The organism is Microbacterium sp. CJ77 (assembly GCF_002911615.1).
In the GTDB taxonomy this organism is placed as follows: Bacteria; Actinomycetota; Actinomycetes; order Actinomycetales; family Microbacteriaceae; genus Microbacterium.
Window position 1 is genome coordinate 734,105 of sequence record NZ_PQBR01000006.1, and the last position, 16,271, is coordinate 750,375.

9 protein-coding genes and 3 rRNA genes are annotated in these 16,271 nt (G+C 64.5%); 11 read left to right on the forward strand and 1 reads right to left on the reverse strand.

What is annotated here, in order from left to right:
• The first annotated feature begins 15 nt into the window (after window positions 1-15).
• The gene (gene tyrS / locus C2868_RS04210; RefSeq protein WP_103663075.1) at window positions 16-1,317 is read left to right on the forward strand and encodes a tyrosine--tRNA ligase; all 1,302 of its coding nucleotides are present in this window, start codon (window positions 16-18) and stop codon (window positions 1,315-1,317) included.
• A gap of 35 nt (window positions 1,318-1,352) precedes the next feature.
• A complete protein-coding gene (locus C2868_RS04215; RefSeq protein WP_100811217.1) occupies window positions 1,353-2,174 on the forward strand; it encodes a DUF4184 family protein in 822 nt (273 codons plus the stop codon).
• Between the two features lie 117 nt (window positions 2,175-2,291).
• Here the strand turns inward: C2868_RS04215 and C2868_RS04220 are convergent, their stop codons facing one another.
• A complete protein-coding gene (locus C2868_RS04220; RefSeq protein WP_100811216.1) occupies window positions 2,292-3,599 on the reverse strand; it encodes a CoA transferase in 1,308 nt (435 codons plus the stop codon).
• Between the two features lie 552 nt (window positions 3,600-4,151).
• Between C2868_RS04220 and C2868_RS04225 the strand changes: the two genes are divergently transcribed.
• The 9 genes from C2868_RS04225 (at window position 4,152) to recN (ending at window position 16,270) form a co-directional block, all read left to right on the forward strand.
• Window positions 4,152-5,673: ribosomal RNA gene (locus C2868_RS04225) — 16S ribosomal RNA — on the forward strand.
• A gap of 415 nt (window positions 5,674-6,088) precedes the next feature.
• Window positions 6,089-9,202, forward strand: a 23S ribosomal RNA gene (locus C2868_RS04235).
• Between the two features lie 118 nt (window positions 9,203-9,320).
• Window positions 9,321-9,437, forward strand: a 5S ribosomal RNA gene (gene rrf, locus C2868_RS04240).
• Together the 16S, 23S and 5S rRNA genes form the textbook arrangement of a ribosomal RNA operon.
• A gap of 109 nt (window positions 9,438-9,546) precedes the next feature.
• A complete protein-coding gene (locus C2868_RS04245) occupies window positions 9,547-11,343 on the forward strand; it encodes a M48 family metallopeptidase (protein WP_100811214.1) in 1,797 nt (598 codons plus the stop codon).
• Window positions 11,343-12,383, forward strand: a complete 1,041-nt coding sequence (locus C2868_RS04250) for an HAD-IIA family hydrolase (protein ID WP_100811213.1) — start codon at window positions 11,343-11,345, stop codon at window positions 12,381-12,383. Before C2868_RS04245 ends, C2868_RS04250 begins: the two co-directional genes overlap by 1 nt.
• 63 nt (window positions 12,384-12,446) lie before the next feature.
• On the forward strand, window positions 12,447-12,629 hold the full coding sequence (locus C2868_RS04255; protein WP_100811212.1) for a hypothetical protein: 183 nt from the start codon (window positions 12,447-12,449) through the stop codon (window positions 12,627-12,629).
• Entirely contained in the window at window positions 12,626-13,450 is an 825-nt protein-coding gene (locus C2868_RS04260; protein WP_100811211.1) for a TlyA family RNA methyltransferase, read from the forward strand. Before C2868_RS04255 ends, C2868_RS04260 begins: the two co-directional genes overlap by 4 nt.
• A 130-nt stretch (window positions 13,451-13,580) precedes the next feature.
• Window positions 13,581-14,576, forward strand: coding sequence for an NAD kinase (locus C2868_RS04265; protein ID WP_100811210.1), 996 nt, complete (start codon window positions 13,581-13,583; stop codon window positions 14,574-14,576).
• The gene (gene recN, locus C2868_RS04270) at window positions 14,573-16,270 is read left to right on the forward strand and encodes a DNA repair protein RecN (RefSeq protein ID WP_103662989.1); all 1,698 of its coding nucleotides are present in this window, start codon (window positions 14,573-14,575) and stop codon (window positions 16,268-16,270) included. The genes C2868_RS04265 and recN overlap by 4 nt, the downstream gene beginning before the upstream one ends.
• The last annotated feature ends 1 nt before the right edge of the window (window position 16,271 follow it).

Consider the following 16,271-nt stretch of genomic DNA (forward strand, 5'->3'; position numbering starts at 1 on the left):
GATAACCTCGAAGACGTGCCATCCGATGCCCTCACCGCGACCGCTCCCGTGCGCGATCCCGCCTTCGACAACGTCTGGGATGACCTCGTCTGGCGCGGGCTCATCCACGTCTCGACCGATGCCGAGACTCTCCGCGAGATGCTCGGTGGCGACCCGATCGTGTACTACTGCGGCTTCGACCCGACGGCGCCGAGCCTGCACCTCGGCAACCTCGTGCAGCTGCTCACGATGCGTCGACTGCAGCTCGCGGGGCATCGTCCGCTGGGGTTGGTCGGCGGATCGACGGGTCTGATCGGTGATCCGCGGCCGACGGCCGAGCGCACCCTCAACACCCGCGAGACCGTGAGCGAATGGGTCGAGCGCCTGCGGGCACAGGTCGAGCGGTTCCTGAGCTTCGACGGCGACAACGCCGCGCGGATGGTCAACAACCTCGACTGGACCGCACCGCTCAGCGCGATCGACTTCCTGCGTGAGATCGGCAAGCACTACCGCGTCGGAACGATGATCAAGAAGGATGCCGTGAGCGCCCGGCTGAATTCCGAGGCGGGCATCAGCTACACCGAGTTCAGCTACCAGATCCTTCAGGGACTGGACTACCTCGAGCTCTACCGCGAGTACGGCTGCGTGCTGCAGACCGGCGGCAGCGACCAGTGGGGCAACCTCACGAGCGGCGTGGATCTGATCCACCGCGTCGAGGGTGTCTCGGTGCACGCGCTCGGCACGCCGTTGATCACGAACAGCGACGGCACCAAGTTCGGCAAGAGCGAGGGCAACGCGATCTGGCTGGACGCCGAGATGTGCAGCCCGTACGCGTTCTACCAGTTCTGGCTCAACACCCTCGACGCCGACGTGATCTCCAGGCTGAAGGTGTTCACCTTCCTCGGCCGGGACGAGATCGAGCGGTACGAGAAGCTCGTCGAGACCGAGCCGTTCCGCCGCGAGGCGCAGAAGCGGCTGGCACTCGAGGTCACCGCGCTCGTGCACGGAACGGATGCGACGGCCGCCGTGATCGCGGCATCCGAGGCGCTCTTCCAAGGCGGAGACCTGATGGCGCTCGATGCGGCGACGCTCGAGTCCGCCCTGCGCGAGCTGCCGCACGCCGAGCTGCCACCGGGGACCGACATCGTTCGCGCTCTCGTCGATACGGGTCTGGTGGCGAGTCTGTCCGAGGCCCGGCGCGCGATCGCGCAGGGCGGCGTCAGTCTCGACGGCGAGCGGGTCGCCGACGAATCCGTCGTCGTGTCGGGCGCCCTTCCGGGCGGGGTTTCCGTGCTCCGTCGCGGCAAGAAGACCCTGGCGGGCGTCTTCGTCCGATGATCGCGCCCGAACAGTGACCGAGAGCTGACGGCCGGATGCCGTTCACCCCGAGCCACGCGGTCGTCGCGCTGCCGTTCGTGCGCACGCCGCTGGTGCCGGCGGCGATCGCGATCGGTGCGATGACGCCGGACCTGCCGATCTTCCTGCGGGGATTCGGTCTGCGGTATTCGGTCACGCACACCTGGTCGTGGCTTCCCGTCACGGTTGTCGTTGCGCTCGTGCTGCTGCTCGTCTGGCGTTGTGTTCTGCGGCCGGCCGCGCTCGATCTCGTGCCGAGGGCGCTGGCCGAACGGCTCCCGGCAGGGTGGCATGTCGGGGCCCGGGCCTCTGCGCGTGAGACGTTCGCGCGACACCGACCCGGCGCTGCGCCGGGCACGATCTCGCTGGCGAGCATCCTGCTCCTCGCTCTCTCGCTCGGCCTGGGCGTCGCGAGTCACATCGCGTGGGACCTGTTCACGCACCTCGACCGGTGGGGTTTGCTCGCCTTCCCGGCCCTGGCCGAGAAGTGGGGCCCGTTGGCGGGTTACAAGTGGCTGCAGTACGGTTCATCGGCGCTCGGATTGCTGATCATCGGGGTGTGGGCCGTGTGGTGGCTCGCGCGTCGTCCGCCCGAACCCGTGCCGGATCGGGTCGCGGGCTTCGTGCGCGTCGCCTGGTGGCTGTCGCTGCCGGTGTTCCTGACGACCGCGTGGATCGGCGGGCTGGCGATTTTCGGACCGCTCCGGCCGGGCTTCGGGGTCGAGCACCTGGCATACCTCGTGCTTCCGCCGACCGTGGGCATCTGGGGCGGGCTCACCCTGGTACTCGCGATCGTCCTGCAGGTGTGGCACCGGACGCCCATGCCCCGGCGCCTCTGAAGCCACCTTCGAGCCAATTTTCCCTTCGCTTCGACTTCGATCTGCACCGAACGGACGCAACATGCCGTTCCACAACGACATGGAACGGCATGTTGCGTCCGTTCGCGGGCGGGTGGGTCACAGCCAAGCGGGGGTGTCCGCACCCCAGGGGCGTGGCGGGGCGAACGCATCCGGTCCGCCCTCGTACGCGATCGCGGGGCCCGCGGTCGTGAGAATCCCGCCGTCGAAGGCGAAGGTCTGCAGGTGCGGGGCCGGGTCGAAGGGCTCGGCGGCGCTCGGCTCGGCCGTTCGGGGCATTCGAAGGAGCTCCGCGGCGACTCGACGCAGAGACGTCTCCGCGAGCCACGACCCGCCCTCGAGCGATTGACGTTCGAGCAGGCTCATGATCTCGGCGGCGAGCAGATACCCGGCGCTGTGGTCGAGCGCCTGTGCGGGGAGGGCCCCGGGGATGCCGTCCTCGCGCGACTCGATCCAGGCGATGCCGCTCGCGGCCTGCACGATGCTGTCGAATCCACGGCGGTCGGCGGACGACGCGTCGAAACCCCATGCCGACAGCCGTGCGACGATGATTCCGGGATGGCGAGAGGCCAGTTCGGCGGGTTCGAGCCCCAGGTGTGCCAGACCGGCGGGGCGATAGCCGAGAACGATCACGTCGGCGTCGACGAGCAGGCGATCGAAGACCTCCCGATCGTCGGGCTCTCTCAGATCGAGCACGGTCGACCGCTTGCCATGCCCGGTGTCCGCGTGCTGCATCGGCAACTCGGGGTGCCGGCGCGGATCGATCCGCAGAACGTCGGCTCCGAGCAGCGCCAGGGTTCGGGTCGCGACCGGTCCCGCGATCACGCGCGTCAGATCCAGGACACGGATGCCGTGCAGCGGCGCCGCCGTCGGCCCCCAGGTCCGCGGGCGAGCGGGGGAGGAGCCCAGGCGATCGACTCGCACAACGGGACGCTCGGCGAGGAGAGCATCCGCGTCCGCGTTCTCGTGCATGACGCTGACGCAGATGCCGCCGCGCGCACTGATGGCCTCGGCAGCGACCCCCGCCGGCATCGCCGCGAGGGTGCGCGCCACCGCGTCCCGGTCCGCGTCCCGCGGGAGAGCGAGAGCCATCCGGAGCGCATCCGCGTGGTGCGGATAGTTGCCGTGGGTGCGTACCCATCCGTCGGATGTGCGGAAGAATCCCGAGAGCGGGGCCCAGGGCGAGGGCGATTCGCCATCGAGGAGGATGTGGCGCTCGCTGGAGTAGGCCACCGCGATACGTGCGGGATCGAGGGATGCCGGCTCGGCCGAGGCGAGCTGGGCGGCCGCACGCGACGCGGCGGAGACGCTCTGCCACGCGAGCGCGCCGACGGCGAGGCGCGAGGGGAGGGGGACAGGCGGTGTCGTGGCGGCATCGCGGGCGTCGGATTCCACGGGATCGATCATGGTCGAGATCGTAGACCCGCATGCGCCCTCGGTGTCGGCGCCGGAAAAACCCCGGAAACATGCGCGACACGCCCGGGACGCACCGCAATTTGCCCGTCCGGCGAAACCGCACGTAAAGTAATACCTGTTCGCCCCAAAGGAGCGCGGTGAGGCCCCGAAAGCTTCCCCTCCTCAAGCGAAGAACATCCCATCAAAATCAGCTCTCTTGAGTGCTGCAACCTTCGGGTTTACGATGGGAAACTCCTCTGATTGGAGTGCCTACGGACATGAAGTCCGGGTCACGAAGAACTGAGAATGTCGATTTGACATCTCGGACAGAGGATGTAAGATAGAGAAGTTGCCCTGCGGGACGGTCGAGAGACACGGCGCAGGAGCATCCGATCCTTGAGAACTCAACAGCGTGCACTTGTCAAATGCCAAAAAACCTCGCGGTCAGCTTGTCTGACCGATGAGATTCTTTTGAGATTAAACGGATATGTCAGTAATGACATCCGATCGTCAGATCAAACTCGCTCGGCTCGACCCATTCCGGTCTTGTCGCAGCAAAATTCTTTCACGGAGAGTTTGATCCTGGCTCAGGATGAACGCTGGCGGCGTGCTTAACACATGCAAGTCGAACGGTGAAAGAGAGCTTGCTCTCTGGATCAGTGGCGAACGGGTGAGTAACACGTGAGCAATCTGCCCCTGACTCTGGGATAACAGTTGGAAACAGCTGCTAATACCGGATACGAGCTTCGAAGGCATCTTCAGAAGCTGGAAAGAACTTCGGTCAGGGATGAGCTCGCGGCCTATCAGCTAGTTGGTGAGGTAATGGCTCACCAAGGCGTCGACGGGTAGCCGGCCTGAGAGGGTGACCGGCCACACTGGGACTGAGACACGGCCCAGACTCCTACGGGAGGCAGCAGTGGGGAATATTGCACAATGGGCGCAAGCCTGATGCAGCAACGCCGCGTGAGGGACGACGGCCTTCGGGTTGTAAACCTCTTTTAGCAGGGAAGAAGCGAAAGTGACGGTACCTGCAGAAAAAGCGCCGGCTAACTACGTGCCAGCAGCCGCGGTAATACGTAGGGCGCAAGCGTTATCCGGAATTATTGGGCGTAAAGAGCTCGTAGGCGGTTTGTCGCGTCTGCTGTGAAAACTGGAGGCTCAACCTCCAGCCTGCAGTGGGTACGGGCAGACTAGAGTGCGGTAGGGGAGATTGGAATTCCTGGTGTAGCGGTGGAATGCGCAGATATCAGGAGGAACACCGATGGCGAAGGCAGATCTCTGGGCCGTAACTGACGCTGAGGAGCGAAAGGGTGGGGAGCAAACAGGCTTAGATACCCTGGTAGTCCACCCCGTAAACGTTGGGAACTAGTTGTGGGGTCCATTCCACGGATTCCGTGACGCAGCTAACGCATTAAGTTCCCCGCCTGGGGAGTACGGCCGCAAGGCTAAAACTCAAAGGAATTGACGGGGACCCGCACAAGCGGCGGAGCATGCGGATTAATTCGATGCAACGCGAAGAACCTTACCAAGGCTTGACATATACGAGAACGGGCCAGAAATGGTCAACTCTTTGGACACTCGTAAACAGGTGGTGCATGGTTGTCGTCAGCTCGTGTCGTGAGATGTTGGGTTAAGTCCCGCAACGAGCGCAACCCTCGTTCTATGTTGCCAGCACGTAATGGTGGGAACTCATGGGATACTGCCGGGGTCAACTCGGAGGAAGGTGGGGATGACGTCAAATCATCATGCCCCTTATGTCTTGGGCTTCACGCATGCTACAATGGCCGGTACAAAGGGCTGCAATACCGCAAGGTGGAGCGAATCCCAAAAAGCCGGTCCCAGTTCGGATTGAGGTCTGCAACTCGACCTCATGAAGTCGGAGTCGCTAGTAATCGCAGATCAGCAACGCTGCGGTGAATACGTTCCCGGGTCTTGTACACACCGCCCGTCAAGTCATGAAAGTCGGTAACACCTGAAGCCGGTGGCCCAACCCTTGTGGAGGGAGCCGTCGAAGGTGGGATCGGTAATTAGGACTAAGTCGTAACAAGGTAGCCGTACCGGAAGGTGCGGCTGGATCACCTCCTTTCTAAGGAGCACTTGGAGGCCTCAGGGCCTTCCAGAGCCAGATTCGAGACACACGTTCTCGACTGGTAGCTCATGGGTGGAACATTAGACAAGGTGCCGTATCGGAAAGTCCCGAACTCAGTACGCTGCTTGCAGCTGGAAAGGTTCTGGTCGTTCTCTCGGCACATGCACGCTGTTGGGTCCTGAGGGACCGGATGCGCTCGGCCCACGGGTCGGAGCAGACGAACCTCAGGACCTTTCTTCGTTGCCACAGGATGGCATCGCGGGAAGGTACCGCCCGTACTTTGAGAACTACACAGTGGACGCGAGCATCTTTGAGTCGATCAACGATCGACTCACAAAGATGATCTTAAAGATCATTAGTCAATTTCGAGTTGAGCATCTGCTCAAACCGATTCTGATTCAAACTCATGTGATTTCAAATCTTTAAGAGCAAACGGTGAATGCCTTGGCATCTGGAGCCGAAGAAGGACGTAGCAATCTGCGATAAGCCTCGGGGAGTGGATAAGCACACCTTGATCCGAGGATTTCCGAATGGGGAAACCCCGCTGGGCAGCGTGCTGACCCAGTGACTCCCGCCTGAATATATAGGGCGGGTAGAGGGAACGTGGGGAAGTGAAACATCTCAGTACCCACAGGAAGAGAAAGCAACCGCGATTCCGTTAGTAGTGGCGAGCGAAACCGGAAGAGGCTAAACCGAGTATGTGTGATATCCGGCAGGAGTTGCATATTCGGGGTAGTGGGACTTTTCATGTTGCTCTGCCGAGCAGCAAGCGTGATGAGACGATATAGACGAATGGTATTGAAAGACCAGTCATAGAGGGTGCCAACCCCGTAGTCGAAATGTCGCCCTCAGCGCGAGAAGTATCCCAAGTAGCACGGGGCCCGAGAAATCCCGTGTGAATCCGCCAGGACCACCTGGTAAGCCTAAATACTCCCAGATGACCGATAGCGGACAAGTACCGTGAGGGAAAGGTGAAAAGTACCCCGGGAGGGGAGTGAAATAGTACCTGAAACCGTTTGCTTACAAACCGTTGGAGCCTCCTTAGTAGGGGTGACAGCGTGCCTTTTGAAGAATGAGCCTGCGAGTTAGCGATATGTGGCGAGGTTAACCCGAGTGGGGTAGCCGTAGCGAAAGCGAGTCTGAATAGGGCGATTCAGTCGCATGTCCTAGACCCGAAGCGAAGTGATCTATCCATGGCCAGGCTGAAGCGAAGGTAAGACTTCGTGGAGGGCCGAACCCACTTAGGTTGAAAACTGAGGGGATGAGCTGTGGATAGGGGTGAAAGGCCAATCAAACTTCGTGATAGCTGGTTCTCTCCGAAATGCATTTAGGTGCAGCGTTGCGTGTTTCTTGCCGGAGGTAGAGCTACTGGATGGCCGATGGGGCCCAAAAGCTTACTGACGTCAGCCAAACTCCGAATGCCGGTAAGTGAGAGCGCAGCAGTGAGACTGTGGGGGATAAGCTTCATAGTCGAGAGGGAAACAACCCAGACCACCAACTAAGGTCCCAAAGCGCGTGCTAAGTGGGAAAGGATGTGGAGTTGCCTTGACAACCAGGAGGTTGGCTTAGAAGCAGCCACCCTTGAAAGAGTGCGTAATAGCTCACTGGTCAAGTGATTCCGCGCCGACAATGTAACGGGGCTCAAGCACGCCACCGAAGTTGTGGCATTGACATTATTGGTAGGCCTTCGTGGTCCAGCCGTGTTGATGGGTAGGAGAGCGTCGTGTGGCCAGCGAAGCGGCGGTGTGAACCAGCCGTGGAGGCTACACGAGTGAGAATGCAGGCATGAGTAGCGAAAGACATGTGAGAAACATGTCCTCCGAAAGACCAAGGGTTCCAGGGTCAAGCTAATCTTCCCTGGGTAAGTCGGGACCTAAGGCGAGGCCGACAGGCGTAGTCGATGGACAACGGGTTGATATTCCCGTACCCGCGAAGAACCGCCCAAACTAACCCAGTAGTGCTAAGTGTCTGAATCCCACTGACGGATCCCTTCGGGGTGAAGCGTTGGGCCTAGCGCACGACCCCATGCTGGTGCGGTTAGCGTATTAACAGGTGTGACGCAGGAAGGTAGCCGGTCCTCGGCGATGGTAGTCCGAGGCCAAGTGCGTAGGCCGAGAGATAGGCAAATCCGTCTCTCACTAAGGCTGAGACACAAAGGGGAGCCCGCAAGGGCAAGATCCGGTGATCCTATGCTGCCAAGAAAAGCATCGACGCGAGGTTCTAGTGGCCCGTACCCCAAACCGACTCAGGTGGTCAGGTAGAGAATACCAAGGAGATCGAGAGAATCGTGGTTAAGGAACTCGGCAAAATGCCCCCGTAACTTCGGGAGAAGGGGGGCCTTCGACGTATAAGGACTTGCTCCGAAAGCGTTTGGAGGCCGCAGAGACTAGTGGGTAGCGACTGTTTATTAAAAACACAGGTCCGTGCCAAGTCGCAAGACGATGTATACGGACTGACGCCTGCCCGGTGCTGGAAGGTTAAGAGGACCGGTTAGCCGCAAGGCGAAGCTGAGAATTTAAGCCCCAGTAAACGGCGGTGGTAACTATAACCATCCTAAGGTAGCGAAATTCCTTGTCGGGTAAGTTCCGACCTGCACGAATGGCGTAACGACTTCCCAACTGTCTCAACCGCGAACTCGGCGAAATTGCATTACGAGTAAAGATGCTCGTTACGCGCAGCAGGACGGAAAGACCCCGTGACCTTTACTATAGTTTGGTATTGGTGTTCGGTGTGGCTTGTGTAGGATAGGTGGGAGACTGTGAAGCTTGGACGCTAGTTCAGGTGGAGTCATTGTTGAAATACCACTCTGGTCACTCTGGATATCTAACTTAGAACCGTAATCCGGTTCAGGGACAGTGCCTGATGGGTAGTTTAACTGGGGCGGTTGCCTCCCAAAAAGTAACGGAGGCGCCCAAAGGTTCCCTCAACCTGGTTGGCAATCAGGTGTCGAGTGTAAGTGCACAAGGGAGCTTGACTGTGAGACTGACAAGTCGAGCAGGGACGAAAGTCGGGACTAGTGATCCGGCAGTGGCTTGTGGAAGCGCTGTCGCTCAACGGATAAAAGGTACCTCGGGGATAACAGGCTGATCTTGCCCAAGAGTCCATATCGACGGCATGGTTTGGCACCTCGATGTCGGCTCGTCGCATCCTGGGGCTGGAGTAGGTCCCAAGGGTTGGGCTGTTCGCCCATTAAAGCGGTACGCGAGCTGGGTTTAGAACGTCGTGAGACAGTTCGGTCCCTATCCGCTGCGCGCGTAGGAAATTTGAGAGGATCTGACCCTAGTACGAGAGGACCGGGTTGGACGAACCTCTGGTGTGTCAGTTGTCCTGCCAAGGGCACCGCTGATTAGCTACGTTCGGGATGGATAACCGCTGAAAGCATCTAAGCGGGAAGCCGGCCTCAAGATGAGATTTCCATGCCTTCGGGCGAGAGGCTCCCAGCCAGACTACTGGGTTGATAGGCCGGGTGTGTAAGCGTGGCAACACGTGTAGCTGACCGGTACTAATAAGCCGATGATTTGATAATCACCTATTTTTGCTAGGTGCTTGCGTCCACTGAGTGGTTCTCGATGTACGGTCGAGAACCGCATGAGGTGACTTACGTCACCAAACTCATGCTTGAACGATTGAAACATCAATAGTGTTTCGGCGGCCATAGCGAGAGGGAAACGCCCGGTTACATTCCGAACCCGGAAGCTAAGCCTCTCAGCGCCGATGGTACTGCAGGGGAGACCCTGTGGGAGAGTAGGACACCGCCGGACTTCTTTCAAGAAAGGGCCACCCAATGCTGGGTGGCCCTTTCTTCGTTAACAACGCTGTTTTACAACAGTGCGATTTCGCCGACGGGCGGGTCGCGAAAGGATCGGAAACATGGCAGACGACGACCGCAAGGACGATGAGCGTCGCGGTGGACCCGATCGGGGGCGCGGACCTTCTTCGGGTGCGCCCCGCACCGGTGGCGGCGCAGATCGGCGCCCGTCGTCTCCACGTGGAGGCGATGGTGCGCGGAAGCCGTATGAGAAGCGTGACGGGAATTCGTCCCGCCCGCCCTATGCGAAGCGTGATGGTGACGCCTCACGCAAGCCGTATGAGAAGCGCGACGGCAACTCTTCCCGCCTGCCTTATGTAAAGCGGGATGGTGACGCTCCGCGCAAGCCGTATGAGAAGCGTGACGGGAACTCGTCTCGCCCGCCCTATGCGAAGCGTGATGGTGACGCTCCGCGCAAGCCGTATGAGAAGCGTGACGGCAACTCGTCTCGCCCGCCCTATGCGAAGCGGGATGGTGACGCTCCGCGCAAGCCGTATGAGAAGCGCGACGGCAATTCGTCCCGCTCGCCTTATGTAAAGCGTGATGGGGATGCGTCGCGCAAGCCGTATGAGAAGCGCGACGGGAATTCTTCGCGCCCCCCTTATGCCAAGCGTGACGGTAACTCCGCACGTCCGCCCCATACCCAACGTGAGGGTGACACCGCGCGTCGTCCCTACGAGAACCGCGACGGCGGTGGCTCGCGTCCGCCCTATGCGAAGCGTGATGGTGACGCCTCTCGGAAGCCGTACGAGAAGCGCGACAGCAATTCGTCGCGCCCGCCCTATACGAAGCGTGACGGGGACGCTCCGCGTCGTCCGTACGAGAACCGTGACAGCGGTGGCTCGCGTCCTCCGTACGAGCGCCGTAACGGTAACGCAGGTCGGCCCGCGTACAACCGCAGCGATGCTCCGCCGCGCGATCGCGACTTCGAGCCGCGCATTCCCGATCCGTTCCTGCCCGACGACGTCACCGCGCGTGATCTTCACCCGAGCGCGCGCAACGAGCTGCGCACGCTCAGCAAAGAGAACGCCGATACCGTCGGTCGCCACCTCGCGATGGCCGTCCGGCTGATCGACGAGGATCCCGCACTCGCCCACGAGCACGCCCTGGCCGCGTCGCGCAAGGCGGGTCGCGTGGCTGTCGTTCGCGAGTCGCTCGCGATCACGGCCTACGCCGTCGGCGATTTCGCCCTCGCACTGCGGGAGTTGCGCACGTACCGGCGTATCTCGGGCAGCGACGACCAGATCGCGATGATGGTCGACAGCGAGCGTGGGGTGGGGCGTCCCGATCGTGCGCTCGAGGTCGGTCGCGCTGTCGATCGTGATTCGCTGCCGATCGAGACCCGCGTCGAACTGGCCGTTGCCATGTCCGGTGCTCGACTCGATCTGGGTGATCCCGAGCGCGCCCTGCGCGAGTTGGACATCCCCGAGCTGGATCCCGATACCGCATTCCCGTGGAGCCCCGGTCTCTTCGCCGCGCGCGCAACGGTGCTCGAAGAGCTCGGGCGTCTGGACGAGGCCGCGCGGTGGACCCGACTGGCCGAAGTGGCCGAGGCGGCCCTCGACGGCGATGGCTCGGACGACGTGCTCGAGATCGACGAGATCGAAGAAGTCGAGATCGACCTCGACGACGTTGATGACCTCGACGATGCCGATGAGGTCCTCGACGGTGCTGATGACCACGTCGACGCCGCTGAGGTCGTCGAGGACGCCGATGACCTCGACGACGCCGATGAGCTCGTCGAGGGCTCTGATGACCTCGACGACGCAGATGCGGTTCCCACGGCTGGCCCGGACTCCGAAGACACCGCCGAACCCCTTGAGGGCGAGGAGACCGACAAGACCGAGGCATCCGACTGATGGCGCTGCTCGGGAGGGTGACCCCGTCGCCGCTCGAGGGGGTCGACGCGGTGCTGGCCGATCTCGACGGGGTCGTCTATGCCGGACATCAGGCGATTCCGCACGCCGTGGAGGCGTTGAACGCCGCGGGTCGGACGCGGCGGCTCGGCTACATCACCAACAATGCCTCTCGGACGGACGCGACCGTTGCCGGGCAGCTGCGTGAACTCGGGCTCGCCGTGCAGCCCGAAGACGTCATCACGAGCCCGCAGGCCGCCATGCGACTGCTGCGGGACATGCTCCCCGAGGGGTCGCGTGTGCTGGTCGTCGGGGGAGAGGGCCTGACCGTCGAGGTCGAGAAGGCCGGCTTCATCGTCACGCGCAGCGCCGAGGATGCTCCCGCCGCCGTGGTGCAGGGCTTCTCGCCGGATGTCGCCTGGCGCGATCTGGCCGAGGCCGCGTACGCCCTCGCCGTGCCCGAGGACGAGGGCGGCATCCCGTGGATTGCCACGAACACGGACTGGACGATCCCGCAGGCGCGTGGCATCGCGCCGGGCAACGGCACGCTCGTGTCGGCCGTGCACACCGCCATCGGGCGGCTCGCGACCGTCGCGGGCAAGCCCGAGACGCCGATCTTCGTCGAGGCGATCGCGCGGTTCGGATCGAAGCATCCGCTGTTCATCGGCGACCGCCTCGACACCGACATTCTGGGTGCGCAGCGCGCCGGGATCGCCTCGGCTCTCGTGTTGACGGGCATCGACCGGCCGAAGCACGTCCTCGCCGCGCCGGCGGGGTCACGTCCGGACTTCATCCTCGGTGACCTGCGCGAGCTGTCGCAGCCGTATCCGATCGTGAAGACGCGCGGGAAGGATGGCGCGGTCACGGTCGGCGACGCCACCGTCCGGGTGTCCGGAAACGACGTCGAGATCGTCGCCGAAGGTTCGGCGCAGATCAACCTGTTGCGCGCCGCGGCCCGAGCGATCTGGGATTCCGGGCGCGCGATCTACGGGCTGCGGGTGCCCGAGCGCCTCTACGACGACCCTTTCCGCGCTGCCCGCTGATCGGCGACCGTCGCTGACGCGGGGCACCGAGGCATCCGTCGTCCTTCGTCGTATCCTGGGGCGATGAGCAACACGCCCGAGGGAGCCTTCGACGACAGCCTGGTGTCGCGCCTGCGGGTGGTCGAGGAACAGCCGCTCGCGACCCGCGCCGCAGCGTTCGACGCGATGTACGACGAACTTTCGCGTGAGCTCGAAGGTGTGGGCGGCCTCGCCGATCCGCGCGCTTCGGCGTCCGGCGACCGATGAGTGAGCGGCTGGATGCCGCGTTGGCGGCGCGCGGTCTCGCGCGTTCCCGCACGCACGCCGCGGGGCTGATCTCCGACGGGCTCGTGACGGTGGACGGTCGCCCCGTCGTGAAGGCGTCGGCCCGGGTCGAGGAGTCGTCGCTGATCGAGGTCGCCGCATTCGACCACTACGTCAGTCGCGCCGCCCACAAGCTCATCGCGGCTCTCGACGCGTTCCCCATCGAGGTTGCCGGCCGCGTGGCGCTCGATATGGGTGCGTCGACGGGCGGGTTCACGCAGGTGCTGCGCGAGCGCGGCGCCGACCCGGTGATCGCGGTCGACGTCGGCCATGGCCAGCTGTCGGAGAGGATTCGGGATGACGCGGGTGTCGTGTCCGTCGAGGGCTACAACGTCCGTGACATGACGCCGGAGTCGCTCGCCGCGGTCAGCGGTGTGACCAGCGCACCCTCGGTCGTCACGGGCGATCTTTCTTTCATCTCGCTGGCGTTGGTGCTGCCGGCCGTGCGGGCGACGATGGCGCCGGGCGGTGACGCCGTACTGCTGATCAAGCCGCAGTTCGAGGTGGGCCGCACATCCGTTCGGGGCGGGCTGGTGACCGATCCGGCATCGCGCGCGGATGCCGTTGCGGGTGTGCTCTGGGCGGCGTGGGACGCGGGCCTCGGAACGCACGGCGTGGTCGCCTCGCCGCTGCCCGGCACGCACGGCAACCACGAGTTCGTGGCCTGGCTCCGGGAGCGTGACGCGGAGGATGGCGGAACGGACGCGGATGCGTCGAACCCGAGCGCCTGGCTCGCCATGGTGAACGAGCTCACGCAGCGCTGAACCGGCGTCGGTGCCGTACCGGAGCATCCGGTGACGTAAGGCCACAGATGTCCTCCACAGCGCGCGGGCGGCCCGGCGAACGGGAGGCATCCGACAGAATGGGTGGGGCGAACCAATCGGCGGGAGCGGCATGACGAGCACGCGCAACATCCTGGTCGTCGCGCATGCGCTGCGCGACGACACGGTCGCCGCCGCGCGCCGCGTGACGGCGGCACTGCACGCCGCGGGTGCCCGGGCCGTATTCTCGGCCGACGATCGCACCCAGCTGGGCAAAGCGATCAGGGACTTCGACAACACGGGAACGCTCGGCATCGACGTTCCCGTCGACGAGATCGAGCTGGCCATCGTGCTCGGCGGCGACGGCACGATCCTGCGCGCGGCGGAGCTGGTGCGCGGTGGCACGGCCCCGGTGCTCGGCATCAACATGGGGCATGTCGGATTCCTCGCCGAGATCGAGCGGGATGAACTGGACGAAGCGGTGCATCGCGCCATCCTCGGCGACTACCGGGTCGAGGAGCGCCTGGCCCTCGCCGTGCGCGTGCAGGCGTCCGACGACTCGCTCATCTACGAGACGTGGGCGCTGAACGAGGCGACGGTCGAGAAGGCCAGCCGCGAACGGATGCTCGAGGTCGTCCTCGAGGTGGATGGCCGCCCCCTGTCGAGTTTCGGGTGCGACGGCATGGTCGTCTCGACCCCCACGGGTTCGACCGCCTACAACTTCTCGGCAGGCGGACCCGTGATCTGGCCGACCGTGGAGGCGATAGCGGTCGTGCCGCTGTCCGCGCACGCCCTCTTCGCCAAGCCCCTCGTGGTGGGCCCCGAGGCCACGATCGCGATCGAGGTGCTCGAGAGGACGAACGGCACGGGCATCCTCTGGTGCGACGGCCGCCGCTCGCACGACCTGCCGCCCGGCGCCCGCGTGATGGTGCATCGCTCGCCCGAGCCCGTCCGTCTCGCGCGTCTGCATCCCGCCGCGTTCACCGACCGCCTCGTGCGCAAGTTCCGGTTGCCGGTCGACGGATGGCGCGGGCCCATCGCCGCCGACCCCGAGACCTGGGCGACGCACGAACCCACCGAAGCGGAATTCGATCTCGACCCCGACACCCACCGCGGGGCGGGCGCGTGATCGAGGAAGTACGACTCGCGGGGCTCGGGGTGATCGCCGAGGCGACGCTGCCGCTCGGCCCGGGCTTCACCGCCATCACGGGTGAGACCGGCGCGGGCAAGACCATGGTCGTGACGGGCCTCGGTCTGTTGCTCGGCCAGCGTGCCGACTCGGGCGTGGTGCGTGCGGGCGGTCAGGCCGAGGTCGCGGGCATCTGGAACGTTCCGGCCGAGGGATCCGTCGCCGATCGCGTCCGCGAAGCCGGGGGAGACCTCGAACCCCTGGGCACCGACCGGGCCGAGCTGTACGTGAGTCGCACGGTGACGGCCGAGGGTCGTAGTCGCGCGAGCGTCGGCGGGCGCGCGGCGCCGGCCGGTGTGCTCGCGGACCTGGCTGACGATCTGGTGGTCGTTCACGGCCAGTCCGACCAGTTGCGCCTGCGGTCGGCAACGGCCCAGCGCGACGCGCTCGACCGATTCGGGGGAGCGGGGGTGCGCGCCGCGCTCGTCGCCTACCGGGACGCGTGGGCGCGCTGGCGTGCTCTCGACGCCGAGCACACGACCCTGACGACCCAGCGCGATGTGCGCACGGCCGAGGCCGAGACGCTGCGTGCCGCGCTCGCCGAGATCGAGGACGTCGCACCGCAACCGGGCGAGGATGTCGAGCTCGCCCAGCGCGCCGAGCGCCTCGCGAACGTGGAAGAGCTGCGGGCGGCTGCCGCGGGGGCGCGCGAGGCGCTGTCCGCCGAGGCGGATGCCGTGGACGTCTCCATCCTGATGGGCGAGGCGCGGCGCCTGCTGGAGCGCGCGAGTGCGCAGGATCCCGCGCTCGAGACGTTCTCGCAGCAGGTGGCCGAACTCGGGTTTCGTGCCGCCGAGATCGCGACCGACCTGTCGGGCTATCTCGCCGACCTGGACGAATCGGGACCCCTCGAACTCGACGCCGTCGAAACGCGGCGCGCGGCGATCGGCGCTCTGATCCGGCACCACGGAACGTCTCTGGACGAGGTCCTGGCGCTCGCCGAGACCGGCGCCGCCCGACTGGCCGAACTCGAGGGCGACGACGCCCGCATCGATGAGCTGGCCGACGAACTCCAGACCGCCGCCCGAGCCCTCGACGACGCCGCCGCATTGCTCACGGAGCGCCGGACGGTCGCCGCGGTGGCCCTGGGCGACGCCGTGAGCGCCGAACTCAGCGCCCTCGCGATGCCGGACGCGCGCCTGCAGGTGACGGTGTCGCCCGGCGCCGCATCGTCCGATGGCCGCGACGATGTCGCGCTGCTGCTGGCCCCGCACCCCGGCGCCGAGCCCCGTCCGGTGTCTAAGGGCGCGTCGGGCGGCGAGCTGAGCCGCGTCATGCTCGCGATCGAGGTCGTCATCGCCGGAACCGACCCCGTGCCGACCTTCGTTTTCGACGAGATCGACGCGGGCATCGGCGGGGCCGCCGCGATCGAGGTCGGGCGTCGTCTCGCGCGCCTCGCCGAGGCATCCCAGGTCATCGTCGTCACGCACCTCGCGCAGGTGGCCGCGTTCGCCACCAACCACCTGACCGTCGTGAAAGAGAACGACGGGTCGGTGACCGCCTCGAGCGTCCGCAGGCTCGAAGGGCCCGAGCGCGCTGCTGAGATGGCGCGGCTGCTGTCGGGACTTCCCGACTCGGCCGCGGCTCTCGAGCACGCGCGCGAGCTGCTCGGGCTCGCGGGCTCACGCGACTGAT